Annotated in this window: 13 protein-coding genes and 4 pseudogenes; 10 read left to right on the forward strand and 7 right to left on the reverse strand. The window is 67.1% G+C overall.

Annotated features, from left to right (window positions below; translation table 11 throughout):
* Positions 1-156: 156 nt before the first annotated feature.
* Together OG990_RS04270 and OG990_RS04275 are read right to left on the reverse strand one after the other, a co-directional pair.
* Positions 157-1,017 (reverse strand): hypothetical protein, encoded by an 861-nt coding sequence (locus tag OG990_RS04270; protein ID WP_328373126.1) that lies wholly within the window; start codon positions 1,015-1,017, stop codon positions 157-159.
* 707 nt (positions 1,018-1,724) lie between these two features.
* Positions 1,725-2,573, reverse strand: a complete 849-nt coding sequence (locus tag OG990_RS04275) for a sulfurtransferase (protein WP_406079056.1) — start codon at positions 2,571-2,573, stop codon at positions 1,725-1,727.
* A 213-nt stretch (positions 2,574-2,786) separates the two neighbouring features.
* Here OG990_RS04275 and OG990_RS04280 point away from each other — a divergent pair.
* From OG990_RS04280 to OG990_RS04290, 3 genes and pseudogenes are all read left to right on the forward strand, one after another.
* Positions 2,787-4,155: pseudogene (locus OG990_RS04280) on the forward strand (IS1380 family transposase).
* Between the two features lie 302 nt (positions 4,156-4,457).
* Positions 4,458-6,374 (forward strand): peroxidase family protein, encoded by a 1,917-nt coding sequence (locus OG990_RS04285; protein ID WP_406079057.1) that lies wholly within the window; start codon positions 4,458-4,460, stop codon positions 6,372-6,374.
* Between the two features lie 426 nt (positions 6,375-6,800).
* Positions 6,801-7,556, forward strand: coding sequence for a hypothetical protein (locus tag OG990_RS04290; RefSeq protein WP_406079058.1), 756 nt, complete (start codon positions 6,801-6,803; stop codon positions 7,554-7,556).
* A 199-nt stretch (positions 7,557-7,755) separates the two neighbouring features.
* Here the strand turns inward: OG990_RS04290 and OG990_RS04295 are convergent.
* Positions 7,756-8,001: pseudogene (locus OG990_RS04295) on the reverse strand (transposase); the annotation flags it as partial.
* Between the two features lie 49 nt (positions 8,002-8,050).
* Between OG990_RS04295 and OG990_RS04300 the strand changes: the two are divergent.
* The 3 genes and pseudogenes from OG990_RS04300 to OG990_RS04310 all read left to right on the forward strand — a co-directional run.
* On the forward strand, positions 8,051-8,182 hold the full coding sequence (locus OG990_RS04300) for a hypothetical protein (RefSeq protein ID WP_406079059.1): 132 nt from the start codon (positions 8,051-8,053) through the stop codon (positions 8,180-8,182).
* A 27-nt stretch (positions 8,183-8,209) separates the two neighbouring features.
* A pseudogene (locus OG990_RS04305) lies at positions 8,210-9,481 on the forward strand (NF041680 family putative transposase); the annotation flags it as partial.
* 1,061 nt (positions 9,482-10,542) lie between these two features.
* Positions 10,543-11,733: pseudogene (locus OG990_RS04310) on the forward strand (IS256 family transposase); the annotation flags it as partial.
* Between the two features lie 110 nt (positions 11,734-11,843).
* Here the strand turns inward: OG990_RS04310 and OG990_RS04315 are convergent.
* A complete protein-coding gene (locus OG990_RS04315) occupies positions 11,844-12,680 on the reverse strand; it encodes an IS5 family transposase (protein WP_406079060.1) in 837 nt (278 codons plus the stop codon).
* A gap of 615 nt (positions 12,681-13,295) precedes the next feature.
* Between OG990_RS04315 and OG990_RS04320 the strand changes: the two genes are divergently transcribed.
* The 4 genes from OG990_RS04320 (at position 13,296) to OG990_RS04335 (ending at position 15,855) form a co-directional block, all read left to right on the forward strand.
* Positions 13,296-13,577, forward strand: a complete 282-nt coding sequence (locus OG990_RS04320; RefSeq protein ID WP_406079061.1) for an SDR family NAD(P)-dependent oxidoreductase — start codon at positions 13,296-13,298, stop codon at positions 13,575-13,577.
* Positions 13,493-14,164 (forward strand): SDR family NAD(P)-dependent oxidoreductase, encoded by a 672-nt coding sequence (locus OG990_RS04325; RefSeq protein WP_406081649.1) that lies wholly within the window; start codon positions 13,493-13,495, stop codon positions 14,162-14,164. Before OG990_RS04320 ends, OG990_RS04325 begins: the two co-directional genes overlap by 85 nt.
* Before the next feature lie 226 nt (positions 14,165-14,390).
* Positions 14,391-14,858 carry a sigma-70 family RNA polymerase sigma factor gene (locus OG990_RS04330; RefSeq protein WP_406079062.1) on the forward strand — a complete coding sequence of 156 codons (468 nt, stop codon included), beginning with the start codon at positions 14,391-14,393 and terminating at the stop codon, positions 14,856-14,858.
* 106 nt (positions 14,859-14,964) lie between these two features.
* The gene (locus tag OG990_RS04335) at positions 14,965-15,855 is read left to right on the forward strand and encodes an alpha/beta fold hydrolase (RefSeq protein ID WP_406079063.1); all 891 of its coding nucleotides are present in this window, start codon (positions 14,965-14,967) and stop codon (positions 15,853-15,855) included.
* Here the strand turns inward: OG990_RS04335 and OG990_RS04340 are convergent.
* From OG990_RS04340 to OG990_RS04350, 3 genes are all read right to left on the reverse strand, one after another.
* Positions 15,777-16,538, reverse strand: coding sequence for a hypothetical protein (locus OG990_RS04340; protein WP_406079064.1), 762 nt, complete (start codon positions 16,536-16,538; stop codon positions 15,777-15,779). The genes OG990_RS04335 and OG990_RS04340 overlap by 79 nt on opposite strands.
* Before the next feature lie 548 nt (positions 16,539-17,086).
* A complete protein-coding gene (locus OG990_RS04345; protein ID WP_406079065.1) occupies positions 17,087-18,313 on the reverse strand; it encodes a CapA family protein in 1,227 nt (408 codons plus the stop codon).
* 85 nt (positions 18,314-18,398) lie between these two features.
* A complete protein-coding gene (locus tag OG990_RS04350) occupies positions 18,399-18,539 on the reverse strand; it encodes a hypothetical protein (RefSeq protein ID WP_406079066.1) in 141 nt (46 codons plus the stop codon).
* Positions 18,540-19,027: the final 488 nt, after the last annotated feature.

Consider the following 19,027-nt stretch of genomic DNA (forward strand, 5'->3'; position numbering starts at 1 on the left):
CACCGACGCGGGCACGTACCGACAACCCGGGCAGATGCCGACGAGCGCCGACAGGCTCGGTAGCACCTCGTCGTCCCACCGGCGGGCAGCAAACCGCCCCGGGTCCGAACACGATGCCTACTGCAGAAGAGCCAACCGGCCAACCTCGTGGGGGCCCTACGCGCTGGACGCGTTCCGCACCTCGTCGCGGGTGACGGCGTTACCGAGGTGCGGCCAGTCGAGGACCGCGCGAGCGGCATGCCGGTCGAAAGTCGCGAGAACGTCGACGACGTTGCCGAACGGCTGGGCAGGTCCCCGCAGGAGAGCGACGACGCCCCGCAGAGCGGTCGTGTCGGCCGACTCCCACAGCCGGCGCGCGAGGATCTGCAGTCCGAATTGGAACCAGACATAGTTTGTGCCGTCGCCTGCCAGCGAATCCGCCATACAGTGGAGATCACGCACCGGCCAGGGACCAGGCCCCGTCTCCCAGATCACGTCGTAGACGGTTTCCAGCACGGGCATCGATTCCGGCTCGACCTCCGCGACGTACCCGTGCAGACACAGATTCGCCGCAAGCTCGCGCAGCCAGAAGCCGACCGAATGGCCTGGCCAGCCCTCGCCGTGGGTCACGTGGCCCAGTTCGTGCACTACCAGTAGATCCGCGAAGGTGCCGAGATCCGGTGGCTCGCCGTAGACCGCGGCAAGCCGTTGCCGCGACTCGGCAGGCAGACCGGGAGCGGCAGCGTCGAGAAGGGTCTGCCAGAAAGGCCCCGGACGCTGCCCGACCACGATGCGCCCGTCCTCGACGTGCGGCATGCCGTACGGCAGACCGAGGGCGATCCCATCCCACTCCTCGGGGCCCACCACGAACAGCGCCGGAACCGACGGCGTGCCCACTTGTCCGTCGAGCCACGCCACAGCGCGTTCCATCCGCTGCGCTACCGCACGAGCACGCGTCTCACCGCCTGCGGTGCAGGAGACCGGAAACGCGAAGCCGTCGAGACCGGAAAGCCGGTGCTCTTCGCCACGTTGGGACACGAGATCTCCGTTCGACGTTGTGGAGAAGGCCGCTAATGGACACCAACGGACTTCGAGTTGGATGATTCAACCCGGCTGTCGGCAGCGGGGCGGGTGGCGGCCCTACGGGGATGGCCGCCACCCGATCTCTACAACGTCACCACGACCGGTGTCTTCAGTCAGGCGCTACGAGACGTCTATGAACGAGGTCACAGCCGCCGCGGTGCCGAGTGTTGGAGGTCAACGACTCCACGAGGGTCCCCAGCGTGGCGTTCGAAGCCACCTAGTCGAGGTTGAAAACAACCAGTCCTGCACCCAGGCACCGACGCACAAGCTCGCGAAGCACCCTGCGTCCGAGGCCACGTTGCTGCCATGCGTCGGCAACCATGACGGCAAAGCCGGTGACTGCGGGTTTGCTGGATCCCAGCCGCACTCCGCGAGCGCGACCAGCCGATCTCCATCGATCGCCACCTGCCCCATCCAACGGCGCCCGCGCTCGGACATCTGCCCCGACACCCTGAGATGGAGCGGCCGCAAGCGACGATCACCAGCAAGGAAGCGCCGAGGGTACGTCTCGGGCGAGAAGATCGACTCGGACGCCTGCAAAAGGTCCAGGTCATCGTGCCGCCACGGCCGTGTCTTCAGATTGTCAGCTCTGTCGATACAGAAGGATGGCGACGGCCCGAGCTCAGTCTGACCACCGAAAATGGACGTCGACGTGTCCGGCGTCACGCCTTCCCGGGCTCGTCACCGATGGCGATCGGTACGCCGATGAGCGAACCGTACTCGGTCCACGAACCGTCATAGTTCTTCACATTGGCGTGGCCAAGGAGTTCCTTGAGCACGAACCACGTGTGCGAGGAACGCTCACCGATCCGGCAGTACGCGATGGTGTCCCTGCTACCGTCCAGGCCGGCGGCGCCGTAGATCTCGGCGAGCTCATCGTCGGACTTGAACGTGCCGTCCTCGTTGGCCGCCTTGCTCCACGGCACACTGATCGCGGTCGGGATATGCCCACCGCGCTGCGACTGCTCCTGCGGCAAATGCGCCGGCGCGAGCAGCCGCCCGGCGAACTCGTCCGGGCTGCGTACGTCGACCAGATTCTTCATCCCGATGGACTGCACGACCTCGTCGCGGAACGCGCGGATCGACAGATCCGGCGCCGATGCCTGGTACCGCGTCACCGGCCGGCCCGCGACGTCCGTCGAATACGGGCGGGCGTCCAGTTCCCAATTCTTGCGGCCACCGTCGATCAGCCTCACGTCGCGGTGACCGTAGAGCTTGAAGTACCAGTACGCGTACGCCGCGAACCAGTTGTTGTTACCGCCGTACAGGATCACGGTGTCGTCGTTGGCGATCCCCTTCTCCGACAGGAGCTGGGCGAACTGCTCCTGGTCGACGAAGTCACGCCGGACCGGATCCTGCAGGTCAGACTTCCAATCGATCTTGATCGCGCCCGGAATATGGCCGCCGTCATAGGCGGTGGTGTCCTCATCGACCTCGACGAAGACGATCCCGGGCGTATCGAGATTCTTCTCGGCCCATTCGGCAGAGACGAGTACGGTGTCGCGGCTCATCAAATTCCTCCTCTAGCGGTCCCTACCGTGAGAAGACGTAAGGATGAAGCCAAGCTTCACCGGCGCCGCACGTCACGACCGATCTCCGGTCGGTGTGGGCGGAGAGCGAAGAAGAGCCTTCTGATCAGGGAAAATAGGGCTTGTCGAGAGTCCCATGTTCCTGTCACGGAAGGCACTTGCTGGGTGAAGGTTTCCGCAACACGTCCGAAGATCATGGTGACCGGAGACGGGCAGGGCGTGGTCGGTCACGCTGGTGCCCGGCTGCTCACTGATCTGGCCGATGCGACTGGTCTGAACAGCGCGTTCAGCCAAGCCTTCGCGGGGCTGCGGCAGCGCCCGCGTGGGCACGACCCGGGCCGGATCGCGGTGGATCTCGCGGTGATGCTCGCCGACGGCGGTGAGGCCATCGCTGACCTGGCAGTCCTGCGAAACCAGCAGGCACTGTTCGGGTCGGTCGCGTCGGATCCGACCGCATGGCGGCTGTTGTCACAGCTCGACGAGACAGTGCTGGCCGAACTGCGATCCGCCCGGGTGCAGGCGCGGGAGGTCGCCTGGGCCCAGCATGCCGAGGTCCGCAGCGGGCTGCCGCAGCCGTTGGTGGCTGGCCAGCAGGTCGATGGTCTGGTCCTGGACATCGACGCGACCATCGTGATCTGCCATTCCGAGAAGGAATCGGCGACCCGGGCCTGGAAGAAGACGTTCGGGTTCCAACCGCTGCTGTGCTTCCTGGACAACACCGGCGAAGCCCTCGCCGGCTTGCTGAGGGAAGGCCGGGCCTGATCCAACACCACTACCGACCACATCACCGTGCTCGACCAGGCCCTCACCCAGATCCCCGACGCCCACCGGCACGGCACCCCGATCCTGCTGCGTGCCGATTCGGCCGGTTCCAGCCACGGCTTCCTCGCTCACATCCGCAGCCCGCGCGAGCAGCACCTGGACATCCGGTTCTCCGTCGGCGCCGCGATCACCGAACCCGTGCGGGAGGCGATCCGGGCTGCGACCGGCTGGGTTCCCGCCGTCGACACCGATGGTGACCTACGAGAACATGCCGAGGTCTGCGAGATCACGGGCCTGTTCGACGCCACCGGCTGGCCGGAGAGCACCAGGTTCCTGGTCCGCCGGGAACACCCACACCCCGGCGCCCAGCTGTCCTTGTTCGACACCATCGAAGGCTGGCGGCATCAGGTCGTGGCCACCGGCACCCCATCCGGCGGCGGCAGCATCCAGTACCTCGAGGCCCGCCACCGCGCCCACGCCCGCGTCGAAGACCGCATCCGCACCGGCAAGAACACCGGCTTCGGCCGGTTCCCGTCCCGGGTGTTCGCGATCAACCAGGCATGGCTGCAACTCGCTCTCACCGGCATCGACCTACTCGCCTGGACCCAGGCCCTACTCCTGGACGGCGACCTCGCCACCGCCGAACCGAAGAAGCTACGTTACCGACTCCTGCACGTCGCGGCCCGGATCACCCGCACCGCCCGCAGGACACGACTCGCCATCGCCGCCAACTGGCCCTGGACCGACGGCCTGACCAGCGCATTCAACCAACTCGCCCGCCCTACCCCGGCCCGCCGGCTGACCTGCAGCCCACGCCCCGACCAGCACCACGGAGGAACCCGGCCCAGCGCCGGACCTTCGGGATGCCAACAAAGTAGCAGCAAAAGCCCGAATCAGCTTCATCGAACAACAGCTATGGACCCACACTCAAGTGAAAGACCGAGGTTAGGCCCCACCCACCGCGAGTAGAGATGGACTTGTGAACCCGTGACTGAGCGAGCCGGGCCCGGGCCCTCCGCAGGTTGACCATCAAGCTGTTGAAGGGACTGTGGAGTTATCCGTCGTAGTGGGCAACGTACTTCGATGGAAGGGGATCTCGTGTCCATGACGAGACGACGATGGACGGCCGCGGTGAGCGTGTCGCTCGTGGCGGCATTGCTGTGTTCGGTGCCTGGCTCGCCGGCCGCGGCGGACGACAACGCCGGCCGCCGGAGCCCGCTCGACGGGGTAGAACTGCAGACCCTGGACGGCAGCGGCAACAACCGGGCGCACACCCGCTGGGGACGGGTGGGGACCGAGTATCCGCGGGTGGCGCCGGCTCGCTACGTCGACGGTGTGGGGGAGCCGGTCGGCGGGCCGTCACCCCGGTACGTGAGCAACCGCATCTTCAACGACACCGGGCAGCAGTTGTACTCCGAGCGCGGCGTGAGCCAGTGGGCCCAGGTCTGGGGGCAGTACGTCCTGCACACCGTCGGCCTGCGGGAGGACAGCGACGAAGCCCTGAACATTCCGTTGGACGTCACGGATCCGCTGGAGACCGCCGAGACCAACATCCCGTTCGTCCCGGCCGGCCGCAGTAAGGTCGTTCCCGGCACGGGCGTCACCGGTCCGCGGGAGCCGGTGAACTTCAACAGTTCATACCTCGACGCCTTCGCGGTCTACGGCGGCACCGCGGAGCGGCTGGAGTGGATGCGGGAGGGCCCGGTCGACGGTGACCTGGGCAACAACGGCGCCCGGCTGCTGATGCCGGGCAACCTGCTGCCCAGACGGGACGCGCGGGGCGATGCCGGCTCAGCGCCCATTGTGGACTCGCCTGGCGCCCTCCTCCTCGAGAAGGGTGTGGTGGCCGGCGACATCCGGGCCGGCGAGAACGTCGGGCTCACCGCGGTGCAGACCCTGTTCGCCCGGGAGCACAACCGGATCGTCGCCGAGCTGCCGTCCACGCTGAGCGAGGAGGAGAAGTTCCAGATCGCCCGCCGCGTGGTGATCGCGACCGAGCAGTACATCACGTACCAGGATTTCCTTCCGGCGATGGGCGTGCGGCCGGCCGAGTACCGCGGCTACCGGCCACAGGTCAACGCAGGGCTCGGCAACGAGTTCGCCACGGTGGGATTCCGGGCACACAGCATGGTCCGTGGCGACTTCGCGGTTCGGGTTGCCGAGAAGCGCTACTCGGCGGCGCAACTCGACGCCTTCCGCGCACGTGGCCTGGTCGTCACCGCCGACCACGGCACGGTGACGGTGACGGTGACCGTGCCGCCGCAGGCCGCCGCGTTCAATCCCGAGTTCGTCGGTGAGCTCGGCCTCGGCCCCCTGTTGCAGGGCCTGGGAGAGCGGCCGCAGGGCAAGAACGACGAGCAGATCGGCGACATCACCCGCAACATCCGGGTACACAACCCGGTCGGGTGCGAATTGCCGTCGGCGGGCTGCCAGATCTTGATCTTCGACATCTCCGCGATCGACATCGCCCGGGGACGGGATCACGGCATGCCGTCCTACAACGAGCTTCGCCGAGCGTACGGACTGGCGCCGAAGCCGACGTTCCGGTCGATCACCGGCGAGGCGAGTGAGACGTTCCCCGCGGACCCGGAGTTGAGTCCCGGCGATGAGATCAACGATCCGGACAGTCTCGACTTCCTTCGTGTCCTCGACCGCGAGGGCAACGCGGTGCCGCCCGGCAGCGAGCGTGCGGTGGCCGGGGTACGGCGTACAACTCTTGCCGCCCGGCTCGCCGCCATCTACGACACGACGGCCGACCTGGACGCCGTCACCGGCATGGTCTCGGAACCGCACGTGCCCGGCACCGAGCTGGGTGAGCTGCAGCTGGCGATCTGGAAGCGGCAGTTCGAGGCGACACGTGACGGCGACCGGTTCTTCTACCTGAACGACCCCGCGCTCACCAAGATCCGGCGGGCGTACGGGATCGATTACCGCAGGACGCTGGCCGATCTCATCGTGCTCAACACCGACGTGCAGCGTGCCGAGCTTCCCCGCAACGTCTTCCTGACCGGCCGTCACTGAAAGGCCCCTTCCGGCTACTTCCCGGCGCCGCCCGAGGCGCCGGGAAGCGGACCGGCGTCGACGGATGTCAACCCCGAACACGCCCTTTCCGGGGGCCACCAGCGCCTGCGCCGGAGCCCGGTCGGCACCAGTCCGAAAGCGGCCGTGGTATCGCCGCACCCGGCGGGTGGCCGGGCAATCTTTCGATTGCTGCACCTCGTTGAGCCCAGTCGGTTTGAAGGCCCGCGCCCGTCTCGCGTTCGTCCAGTCGGGCGACACCGTCCACCTGTCGAGTCCGGGGAGTGAACTGCCGCTCTTCGTGGGCGGGTACTTCCTGGGGCCCCGGCTCGGACGGCCAGAACGATCTCCAAAGGACGCAACATATAGGCGGATCGACGACCATCAACACAAATTGCGTAAGGTATAAGCAGCAGCGAAGGGAGCGCCATGGACCCGCAGTATGGAGACTACGCCGAAGCTCCGCCACCCCCCATCCGCAGCGTTGCGGAGGTCACAAGCGAAATGATTGAGGACTTCCGTGTACACCGTCTAGAGATGTACCATGCCAACATAGCTGGAGATCCCTTTATCGGTAGTGGCGAACGGAGCCCTATCCAGTTCGAAACTCGCACAAAATTCCGAGAAAAACTCAAGGACCATGCGGTCGAGCTTGGCAATAGTCCGAACGGTTTCGTCCTTGCTGCCGCGCAGCTCGGCGCGCAAATCAAAGGAAAGCCGTTCGGTTTTCTCGGCGGTGAACCTACCCAAAAGTCGATTTTCGTCACTGAGCTAATGGCCGCCTTGGAATCCGAAAAGGTACGTGCCAGAGGGGAGGAATTTACGGAAGAATCGGACAAAACTTTCCGCAACGGACTGAAGGGAACTAAGCGTACGACTGATTTTGTAATGAAAACGGCAGGAATCCTGTCACAGCTAAACACTATGGTGAGACCGCGGAAGAATCAGGAGAGAGAGGCAGCAGCAGCCGTGAGCCGATATGAGTCGCAAACAGTAGAAGAAGCCGTGGCGAGACGGGGAGATCGCCGCTCAGCGCTACCCAACTATGGTCAATCACAAGCTGCGGCCTCGATGAGCACGCTTTACGAGGGAGCAAGCACCAGTGGTAACCACGGTCGCTCCGGAAATCGTCCCAGCCGCCGTGCTCGGGGCCAGCAACAAGGACAAGCGCCAAGCCAGAGTTAAGTACGTGAGCAAAGGTTCTGCGCGTAATGGCTCCGGCTGGAACATGCTCGGCTAGCCTTGGTCTTTCGCTTGACCGCCGATTCATAGCCGTCATTTGATGAATCGGGTTTGCGTTTTCGGTACCGTTTGTTGGCATGACGAGGGCCCGGCGCGGGGCCGGGTTTCCTCCGTGATCGCTGGTCGGAACGTGGGCGTAAGGTCAGCGGGCGGGCTGGGGCAGTGCGGCGAGTCTGCTGAATGCGCTGGTCAGGGCATCGGTCCACGGCCAGCCTGCGGCGATGGCCAGGCGGGTCCGCCGGGCGGTGCGGGTGATACGGGCGGCAACGTGCAGCAGCCGATAGCGCAGCTTCTTCGGCTCGGCGGTGGCAAGGTCGCCGTCCAGGAGCAGGATCTGGGTCCAGGCGAGCAGATCGATGCCGGTGAGGGCCAGTTGGAGCCAGGCTCTGGTTCACCAGCTGGCGGCGTTGCTCGCGGGTTGGTGGACGGTGGCGGAGGTGCGTGATGCCCTGGCCGACGTCGACGCGGGCCGGGCGGCGGACGCGTCCGCGCAGGAGAAGTTGTGGCGGGCCGCGCTGAAACGCGCCAACCGTGCCCGTAAGAACACGGCAGAGTCACACGGACCGTGACGGCAGGCGGCCGGGGTGGAGGTGGTCGGCCAGCTCCACCCCGGACTCGCGTGCGGGCGGCTGGACATCGATCGGCTGCGCACCGCCCTCGCGGCGGTGCCGTTGCCCAGGGCGGCTGACGGGCGTCTGGTCCTGGCGGTTGACATCACCTGCTGGCTGCGGCCGGACGCGCATACCTCGTCGCAGCGGATCCTGTGCCACACCTATGGGCGCGGGAAGGACCAGACGATCATGGTGCCGGGCTGGCCGTACTCGATGGTCGTGGCCTTGGAGTCGGGCCGCAGTTCATGGACCGCGCCGCTGGACGCGGTGCGGCTGGCCCCCGGTGCTGACGCCGCCACGGTGACCGCCGGGCAGTTGCGGAACGTCGTGGGGCGGCTGGTCACGGCTGGTCACTGGCGGTCCGGTGACCCGGACATCCTTGTCGTGGCCGATGCCGGCTACGACGCGCCCCGGCTGGCGTTCCTCTTGGCCGATCTGCCCGTGCAGGTCCTGGCGCGGATGCGCTCAGACCGGGTACTGCGCCGGGCGGTGCCGCCCCGACAGCCCGGGACGACCGGACGTCCACCCCGCCACGGCGGCGAGTTCGTCTTCGGCGATCCCGCCACCTGGGGTGAGCCCGACGCCGCCACCGTCGCCGACACCCGCCTCTACGGCACCGCGACAGCGCGAGCCTGGGACCGGTTGCACCCACGGTTGACCCACCGATCCGCCTGGATCGACTCGACGAAAGTGCTGCCGGTCATCGAGGGAACCGTCATTCGCCTGGAAGTCGAGCACCTGCCCAGCGGCGCGACCCCGAAGCCGGTCTGGCTGTGGTGGTCCGGCACCGACGCCACCAGCGCCGACGTCGACCGGCTCTGGCAGACGTTCCTCCGCCGCTTCGACATCGAACACACGTTCCGCCTGTTCAAACAGACCCTCGGCTGGACCTGCCCCAAGATCCGCACCCCACAAGCAGCCGACCGCTGGACCTGGATGATCCTCGCCGCCTACACCCAGCTCCGGCTGGCCCGCGCCCTCGCCACCGACCTACGCCGCCCCTGGGAGAAACCCGCACCACCGCAGCGTCTGTCACCCGCCCGCGTCCGCCGAGGATTTCGGCACCTGCGCGCGAAGGCCACCTGCCCGGCCGGTGCACCCAAACCCTCCCGACCAGGACCAGGGCGACCACCCGGCCGCCGCAACAACCACCCCACCCCGCGCCACGACGTCCACACCGCGACCACCACGACCGCCAAGACACCGGCCGGAAAAAAGACGAAATCCGTCAATCCCCGTCCACGCCGCACAGGTTAAAGATCAAGTTAGGTCTTGACTCGTGGTCTGTCGGCACATCGCCTTGACCTTCCGCGTGATGTTGGCCAGGGCCGTCTTCGACGGGTAGGTGTAGACGTAGCGCCGATCTGTGGTGCCTTTCTTGGCGTGACGCTGGATTTGCCAGCCAAGGAAGTCCAGACCATCCCCCCTTAAGTTCGAAGAGCCCACATCACGCCCCCGCGCGCTTATCGCCGGGTTACCTCGCGGGTCCCTCTGGGCCGCGTTGTTGCTGACGCGGCAAGTTCGCCTGGGCGCTCGGCCGCACGGACGCTCCGGACGCGGACGGCACTGGGACATATGTGGTGGTCGCTTGAGCCGCTGCAAATTGACTCAATGCGCGGGGATCGTTGTGCTGAACCGCCGCACCCACGGAAGATATCGGCAATGGGAGATTTCCCGAAGAATCAGGATAGGAGTTCGGCAACATGGAACGAGTGTAATCTCCCGATGCTGCCCAGGGCTGCGCGAAAGGATTGGTATCGGTGGAAATAGGGGGCGTCTGAGTCGCTTCCTGAGTCGCTTCCTGAGTCGCTAGATATCGCTTCCATGCGCCGGGATCGTTGTGCTCAACCGCCGCGCCCACGGAAACGTTAGGCCCTGGCCCGCCTTGAGCTACGGACTGAAACGGGGTAGCAGCCCAGGGCTGTGCGTAGGGGTTAGGAATAGGCTGGGCGAACGGATTAAGAGGAGCGACAGTATCACTAGATGAATTGTTGCCGGCTACTAAGCCGCCCGGTTCGGAATTTTCTGCTGAGTCGTGCGCATTCGTAATGCTTTGAACGTTACTGGGGTTCGGGAGGCTTGGCGAGCTCACGGCGAGTCCTTTCGAGACTGGCACCTTGATAGAGGTGCAACTACATCTCGGAACGGATGCCTGGCCACCTCGGTTCACCCGCCACAATTTCAGTGGGTGTTTTGGAGGGGTTGCGTCCACGGGAGTGGTGTACGACTTGCCCGTGATGGGCGTGTTGCGTAGATGAGAGACGGCCACCGCGCGATCCTTCGAGACGGCTAAGTCGAACGAAGGAGAGTGATGCGCGATGGCCGCATCTGAGAGTGCGAACCCTGTTGAGCTGCTGTGCGAGCAGATCGCGGGCGCGTCGCCTGATGTGTTGCAGGCGATGATCAAGGCGTTCGCGCAGGCGGTGATGTCCGCCGAAGCCGACGCGATCTGCGGCGCCGCGTATGGGCAGCGCAGCGACGAGCGGGTCAACTCCCGCAATGGATACCGAGCCCGGGAGTGGGACACCCGGGCCGGGACGCTCGACCTGGCGATCCCGAAACTGCGGCAGGGCAGCTACTTTCCCGACTGGCTGCTGACGCACCGGCGGCGGGCCGAGCAGGCCCTGGTGTCGGTGGTGGCGACCTCGTATCTGCTCGGGGTGTCGACCCGCCGGGTGGAGAAGCTGGTCGAGCAGCTCGGCGTCCGGCAGTTGTCGAAGTCGCAGGTCTCCGAGATGGCCACGCACCTGGACGCGCAGGTCGAGGCGTTCCGCAACCGGCCCCTGGACTCAGAGCACTACACGTTCGTGTGGATGGACGTGCTGACGATGAAGGTCCGCGAGCACGGGCGCACCATCAACGTCCACGCGCTGATCGTGGTCGGTGTCAACGCCGACGGACAACGCGAAGTCCTCGGCCTCGACGTCGCCTCCGACGAGGACGGCGCCGGCTGGCTGGCGTTCCTACGCTCATTGACCGCCCGCGGGCTGTCCGGTGTCCAACTGGTCATCTCCGACGCCCACGCCGGCCTCGTGCAGGCCATCGGCGCGGCGATGCCGGGAGCCTCATGGCAACGATGCCGGACCCATTACCTGCGGAATCTGCTGACCAAGGTGCCGAAGTCAGCGCAGCCATGGATCGCCACCCTCGTCCGGACCATCTTCGACCAGCCCGACGCCGACGCCGTCCACGCCCAGTTCCAGCGGGTCGTGACCACGATCGAGGCGAAGTTCCCCGCAGCGGCCGAGCACCTCGACGCCGCCCGCGACGATCTCCTCGCCTTCACCGGTTTCCCCCGCGAGATCTGGCGCCAAATCTGGTCAAACAACCCGCAGGAACGCCTGAACAAGGAAATCCGCCGCCGCACCGACGTCGTCGGCATCTTCCCCAACCGACCCGCGATCATCCGACTCGTCGGCGCCGTCCTGGCTGAACAGACCGACGAATGGACCGAAGGCCGCCGCTACATGGGCCTGGAACTCCTCGCCAAAGCCCGAATGATCGTTGTCCAGCCCGACCAACACGACACAGACCAGACCAGACCCGACCCCGATCGCCGCCTAACATCAAACCGGATCCGACGGTGGCCGTCTCTTAGAGCGTGTTTGAGAGGACTTGATCAGGTCCAGATGAAGGTGCGCTTTGCCTGCCGTCGGGCTGGCCGGCCGCGAGTGGTGCGGCGGGTCATGCCGGCGATGGCGGCCCACCTGACGATGCCTTCGGAGATTTCAGGGTGGCGTTCGTAATCGCGGGCCAGCCGGCGGCAGGCGGTGAGCCATGCCAGGGTCCGCTCCACGACCCACCTGCGCGGGTGCACGGCGAAGCCCCGCTGGTCAGCGGGCTTCCGCACGATCTCCAGCGTGATCTTCAAGGTGTCACGGGTCCAGTCGACGAGACGGCCCGCGAAGCCCTGGTCGGCGAAGACGTGCCGGATCGGGGTGGCCAGATAAGCGCTGAGCAGGGCGATCTTCGCGCCGTCGCGGTCCTGCCACGACGCCGCCATCACCGCCACGGTGACTAACAGCCCGGCGGTATCGGTGATGATGAACCGTTTCCTGCCGTTGACCTTCTTACCCGCGTCGTAGCCACGCGTCTGCCGCCCGACGGTGTCGGCGCCCTTCACTGACTGCGAGTCGATGATCCCCGCCGAGGGCTCCGGATTCCGCCCGTCCTGCACCCGCGCCTTGACCCGCAGCGTGGCCAGCAGGTTCTCGGTCACACCGGCGTCTTCCCAGCGCACGAAGTACCAGTACACCGTCTGCCACGGCGGCAGATCCGCCGGCAGGTACCGCCACGGACACCCCAAGCGGACCACGTACAAGATCGCGTTGACGATCTCCCGACGAGGGTGCTTCTCCCGCCGCCCGTCCGTGCTGGGCTCCGGCAACAACCCTTCGATCAACGCCCACTGGGCATCGGTCAGGTCCGACGGGTATCCACGACGAGGCGACGACACCCGGACACCCTGCCCGCCCCGGCGGCCATCGTCACGCCGCCACACCGTCCATATTGGGCCTTCTCAAACACGCACTTACACCACCAGCGCGGACGTGACCAGTTGAGTGCCGGCATCGGGTAAAGCCGGGCCGGCTTTTCCTACTGATCAGATCCCCCGACCTTTGCCCACCGACAGCTCTCCCGTGCTCGCGTCCCACGACTCGTGCCTGAAACTTCCCCTGATGAGCCGGGCCCTCAACCTTGGTTACGCCCAGCAGGTGACCGGAGCCGTGGCGCACCTCCTCGCGGCCCACGCCGACCATGATGAGTGACTTAGCCCCGCCCGGCCCCTGGCGACGTCTCCGACGTCCTCGGCACGCTCGACCCGAGGGTCAGCCGGGCCGTCCTGAAGTGGCCCAACCTCGCCCGGTGACATGAATCTCGGCCCGCTCAGCACGTCTGCATTGATGACCCCCCACCCCACCGTGCGGAGATCCACGATGATCAGCAACGATCCGGCAGCCGGAGCCCGGGGCGGCAGACGCTGGACGGCCCTGGTGATGGAGCCGACGTCGCGTCCGATCAGGTCGGCAGCCAGGCCGGCCCTCGCGCCCGACAACAAGGAGAACACCTCATGACCAGGCTTGCCCGGTACCGATTCGACGGCCGCACCGGGGTGCTCACCGGCGCCGCGAGCGGCATCGGTGAGCAACTCGCCTACCTTCTGGCCACCCGCGGCAGCGACCTCGTGCTGGTGGACATCGACGAGCGCCGGCTGACGGCCGTCACCCGGCGGATCCACGCGAACCACCCGAGCGCAACGTCGAAGCGATCGTCGCCGACCTCTCCGACCGCGCCGAGGTCGACCGCGTCGCCGTCACGGTCCTCGCCCAGTACCCGTCCGTGGGACTGTTGATCAACAACGCCGGCATCGCCCTCAGCGGCCGGTTCGACCAGGTGACAGTCGAGGAATTCGACAGGGTGATGAACGTCAACTTCCAGGCCCCGATGCTGCTCACCCACCAACTCCTGCCCGCGCTCACCGCCACACCCGGCAGTCACCTGGTCAACGTCTCCAGCCTGTTCGGACTGATCGCCCCGGCCGGGCAGAGCGCGTACAGCGCCAGCAAGTTCGCCCTTCGCGGACTCAGCCAGGTGCTGCACAGCGAACTCGCGGACAACGGCGTCGGCGTCACCACCGTGCACCCGGGCGGCATCCGGACCCGCATCGCCCGCAACGCGCGCATCGGCAGCGGCGTACCGACGGCAGAGATCGAGGCACACGGCCGGCGCGCGGCCGCGTTGCTCACCTATCCCCCGGAAAAGGCCGCGTGGCAGATCCTCGACGCCGTCGCCAGACGCAAGGCCCGCCTGCTCATCGCCGGCAGCGCGAAAATGCCCGATGCCCTGGCCCGTCTGTTGCCGGTCGGTCACATCTCGCTGATGCGGGCGGTCACCTCCACCTTCAGCCGGACCAGCAAGTCGGACACCCTCACTGGATGAGCCTGCGGGCGGCCCGTTCCGCGATGCCTACGACACGTTGTTGTTACACAAAATCAGTGGCCCATCACAGAATGCGACGTCACTCATTCATCACAAGAAGGTGTGTGCCTTCTCCTTAGCTTCTGCGGTGAGCCGCAATCCGTCGGCCGTTCACCAACGACAGGAAGCACCTTCGATGTCTTGTTTGGCAGCAGCTCAACTCAATCCCGATACCCGGATACGGCACATGCTGGCCGAGCACGGCACGCCATTGACCCGGTTCGTCTACGGCTTGACGCGGGGCCATCGTCAGACGACCGAAGACGTCGTGCAGGAGACGATGGTTCGCGCGTGGCGGAACCTCGACACGTTCCCGTCCGACGAAAACGGCAGCCGACGGTGGCTCTTCACGGTGGCTCGCCGCCTGCTCATCGATGAGGTACGCAAGCGCCAGGCTCGGCCCGCAGAGGTCGCCTCACTGGAGAACGACCTCGCCGGCACAGGCGACGGGACGGCCTCAGCGGCGCTGGCGAACCACGCCCTTCGCGAAGCAGTCGCGAACCTGAGCGAGGCGCACCGCGACGTGTTGCGCGAGGTGTTCTTCGAGAATCGCACGATTCCCGATGTCGCGGTCCGACTGGGCGTGCCGGTCGGCACCGTACGGTCGCGAATTCACTACGCTCTCCGGTCCCTGCGGGAAGCCGTATTGGCATGAGCATCGAACGTGGCGACTTGCGATACGTCGCCACCTGAGCATTACAAAAGAGAGAGGACTAGCGATGCCCAGCTGGCGCGACACCCTGATGACGACCGTCCGATTCATGACGGTGAAGACACTGCGTACGACATTCGGCATGCTCGAACGTCTCGCCCCGGCAACCGGCGCGGCGCTGGCCGAGCGCCTGTGGAGCACCGTCCCTCAGGGGCCGGTCCGGCCGACCGATCCGCCTGGTCACCGTTTCGAGATCCCGGTGAACGGCCACTCGGTGTCCGCCCAGAGCTGGGGCGACGGACCCGCGGTGTACTTGATGCACGGTTGGGGCGGCTGGAGCGGTCAGCTGGACGTATTCGTACCCCCGCTCGTCGGTGCCGGCTTCAAGGTGGTCGCCCTCGATGCGCCGAGTCATGGCGCGTCGGCGCCCGGAGTCCTCGGGCGCCGACGGGCGCTGCAGCCCGAGTTCAGCGACGCGCTCACCGCAGCCGTCCGGGCGGTGGGACCCGCGTACGCGATCGTCGGGCATTCGGCCGGTTCAGCCGCGACGGCGGTGGCGGTGCTCGACGGCCTGCCCGCCGAGCGACTGGTACTCGTCGCCCCGGTGGCGGATCCACGGACCTACACCCGGCAATTCGCACACCTGATGGGCTTCCGCGACCGCGTTCACGATGGCCTGGTACGGCGGCTCGAGGAGCGGTCGGGTCGCCAAATGTCGCACTTCGACCTCGTTGCCCGGGCGGCGGGCCGGACCGACCTGCCGCCCCTGCTTGTCGTGCACGACAGGAAGGACAAGGAGGTCCGGTACAGCGATGGACAGGCGATCAGCGGCGCGTGGCCCCATGCGGAGCTAAGGACCACCTCGGGGCTGGGCCACCGGCGCATCCTCCGCGATCCCGCCACGGTGGCGGCTGTCGTGGACTACCTGTCCAAGGCGCAGGTCACCAACACCGCTGTTGCCGAGGATGTCTCTTCACCCGCTGGCGGGCCGGTGCGCTGATCGAACGGGACGGGACCGGTCACCACCGTCACCAGGACAGCGGCGGCCGCGGCCATCAGCAGGGTGACGGTCGCGGCCGCGATGCGCGGCAGATACTTGGTGATCGACATAGCAGAGGCCCTTCCGGAGGAACGGGGTTCATGTGCGGTTCCGTACGGCGGCGGATCAGGAACGCTGACCCGGCGACGGCTACGGCGGCGACGCCGAGGGCCGCGCCGGCGGGCAGCGCCACCCGGCCGATCCCACCGGTCTTCGCCACCGGTCGTCGGCGGCTGTTCGCCGGACACGACAGCGCTCACCGCGGCGTCGGGGTCGACGGTTCCCCAGCCGATGCGGCGATCGGGTACGCCCGCCGAGGCGCCGTCGGCGGTGGCCTTGATGCGGTGCGCCGCCGCCGCATCGAGGTTGGGATAGGCCGACCGGACCAGCGCGGCCGTACCGGCGACGAACGCGACGGCGTACTCGAACCGCTGCGCGACCGCGGTTTGGCCGCGGCCGGGCGTCGAGGCCGGCGCCAGCACCGCCACGTCGTGGGCGGTCGCGGCCCGGACGGCTGCCGCCACCGCGACGTCGGACAGGTCGGCGAACGCACCGAGCGCGATGACCCGGGATCCTGCGGTCACCGCGATCTCGATGGCCGTGGCGACCTGGGCCGAATCGGCCCGCGGCAGATCACCGACCACTCGCAGGGGCAGGATGGTCGCCGCCGGCGCGATCCCGGGCGTACCGGCGGCGGCGATGCCATGGCCGTGCCCGAGCCGAGCGGTCGCGGTTGCCGGGAGCCGTCCCCGACGTCACGTCGGCACCGAGGGCAACCCGTCCGGGCATCCACACAGGAGTCGACGATCGCGACCATCACGCCTTCGCCCTGCGTCCTTGTCCACGCCTGCGCGGTGGTGATGCGTTCGCCTGCCAGTCGGAGCGCGGACCGGGTGCCGGGACCGGCGTTGCGCAGGCCGGTCCTCCGCCGGAGCGTGGGCAGGGGCCCGACGATCCGGCGGGCAGAGCATCGATCCGGACATCGTCGCCGGCCGCGTCCCACGGAAGCACGAGCAGCCACTGCGCCCGCAGTTGCCGGGTGTCCAGCAGCGCGCGCCCGTCCGGCTGCCGCCGCCCCGCGTTCAACCGGTAGACCTCCTCGGCGCGCGCGGGTGAGCCGAGCAGCCGCCCGGCGATCTGCGCCAGGCCGTCCGGGGCGGTTCCAGGTACGACGTGCGGCGGCGCGGCTGGTTCAAGGGAAGACGTCGGCTTCTTTACCCGTCGATCGGGTTGTCCCGTCCGGCGGCAGGAGTTGGACGCAGCCCGGCGGCAGCCCAGAGCTCGCCTCGGGTGTGCCGAACCTGACCCGTAGGCCCTGGCTCGTGCAGCATTCCTTCAGGTAGTCGAGGACTCGGCGTCCTTCGTCGCTGTCGGGTGCCACGGTGATGGGTTCATTGGCCTGGTTGATGACGGCCGGCGCGAAGCCCACGGCGCCCACGCCATCTCGACCGGCACGGACTATGGCGACGCCGGTGAGCCGGCCGTCGGGATGGAAGGGCAGCAGCGGATAGCCGGCGCGATGACCGAGCCGGTAGCTGCCCGAATACCGGTCCAATCCGGCGTCGTCGGCTGGCCCGATCGGGGGAATGGCGTCACCGTCTGCGGCTATCCGCTTCTCGATGTCGGGCAGGTCGAACAGGTGGTGGCCGAGGCCGTACCAGATCGGCTTGCCTCGATAGAACTCCATGCCGCGCCACATGTGGTGGTGGTGCCCGAGCACGACATCGGCGCCGGCGTCGATCACGAGTCGCGCGATGCGCCGCTCGTGGTCCCGCAGCACGAACGGCTTGTACATGTCGCCCCAGTGCACGCTCACCACGACCACGTCGGCCCGTTCGCGGGCGGCCGTGATGTCGTCGATCAGGGCCTCGGCGTCCTCGGGGACCTCCTCAGTGGTGATGCTTGGCGCGGCGCCCGGGTCCCAGAGATTGCCGGTCGGCGGGTTGTAGTGGGTATAGGAGCGGATCGGAGCCAGCCCCGGCACCGATCCCCGCGCCTCGTAGCCGTAGGGGAACACGCTGGCGTAGGCGAGGAAGCCGACCCGGATCCCGTCCCGTTCGACGATGGCCGGGCGGCGCGCCTCGGCGATGTCACCGCCGGCCCCCACAGTCGCTATGCCCAGGCCGTTGAGCGCTCGGATGGTGTCCCGCAGGCCCCTGTGACCGCCGTCGCCGATGTGGTTGTTGGCCAGGGACAGCACATCGAATCCGGCCCGCGCCAGCGGGTCCGCGTTGCTGGCAGGTGCTACCACCGGCGGTCCCGAGCTGGGCGCGCGATCCCAGTCGTCGCTGAACACCCCTTCGCAATTGCCGAACAGGATGTCGCCCCGTCGCAGATATCGGGCACCGTCGCGGTAGGCCTGTTCAGGGTCGGGCCGGTCGATGAAGACGTCACCGACCGCGAAGAGAGAGATGCTCATGTCGGGAGCTCCTTGCCGCGTGGGTAGGGTACACACCATAGGACGGACAAGGTTCCCGCAGGTTCATCTGACAGCCGGACCTGATTCACCAACGCACGCCGTTGGAAGCAGATTGCACGACACCCGAAATCCCGACTGGCCCGAGCATTTCGCGGGCGAACAGCTCGGCGCCTTCAGCAGTTGGTGACGTCCACGGCGCGGTCAGCCGCCATTCGACGTCGGGCACCACCGTTTCCTCGTGCCGTGGTGGCCGCGTGCTCGCCTCGCCTTGCTTGATGGCAAGGCGAGGCAAACCTCACGGCGGATGAGTTCGGCACATTCGCTGCCGGAGTAGCTAAACAGCCTCCACACCGTACTTGCGGAAAAGGCCCAACATGCGCTCGTCGAAACGCTCGGGTCCCCAGTTGTCTACCTGCACACCCGGCCGGGGTTCATCTCCCCCCTCTACGAAGAGTCCCTCCGCGCCGCCGGGCGTTCGGCCGCACCTCCGCGACCATCCGCACCGCCCGCTCCCGCAACTCCTGCGGATACGGCTTCATACCTGCCATCCCTCGAACCTTCCCAAACCGGGAAGTCTCAACAAGATCCGGGGCGGTTCAGTGCAAGCGACTCAGCCTTCGGTAGAGGCCCTCGATGGGTTCCCGGCTGACCGTATTTCGAGAGCCATCTGAAGAACACGGTCCTCTCTGCGTCAGCACAGGTGAGGGGTGCGCC

The sequence above is a fragment of the Micromonospora sp. NBC_00858 genome (assembly GCF_045207365.1).
In the GTDB taxonomy this organism is placed as follows: domain Bacteria; phylum Actinomycetota; class Actinomycetes; order Mycobacteriales; family Micromonosporaceae; genus Micromonospora.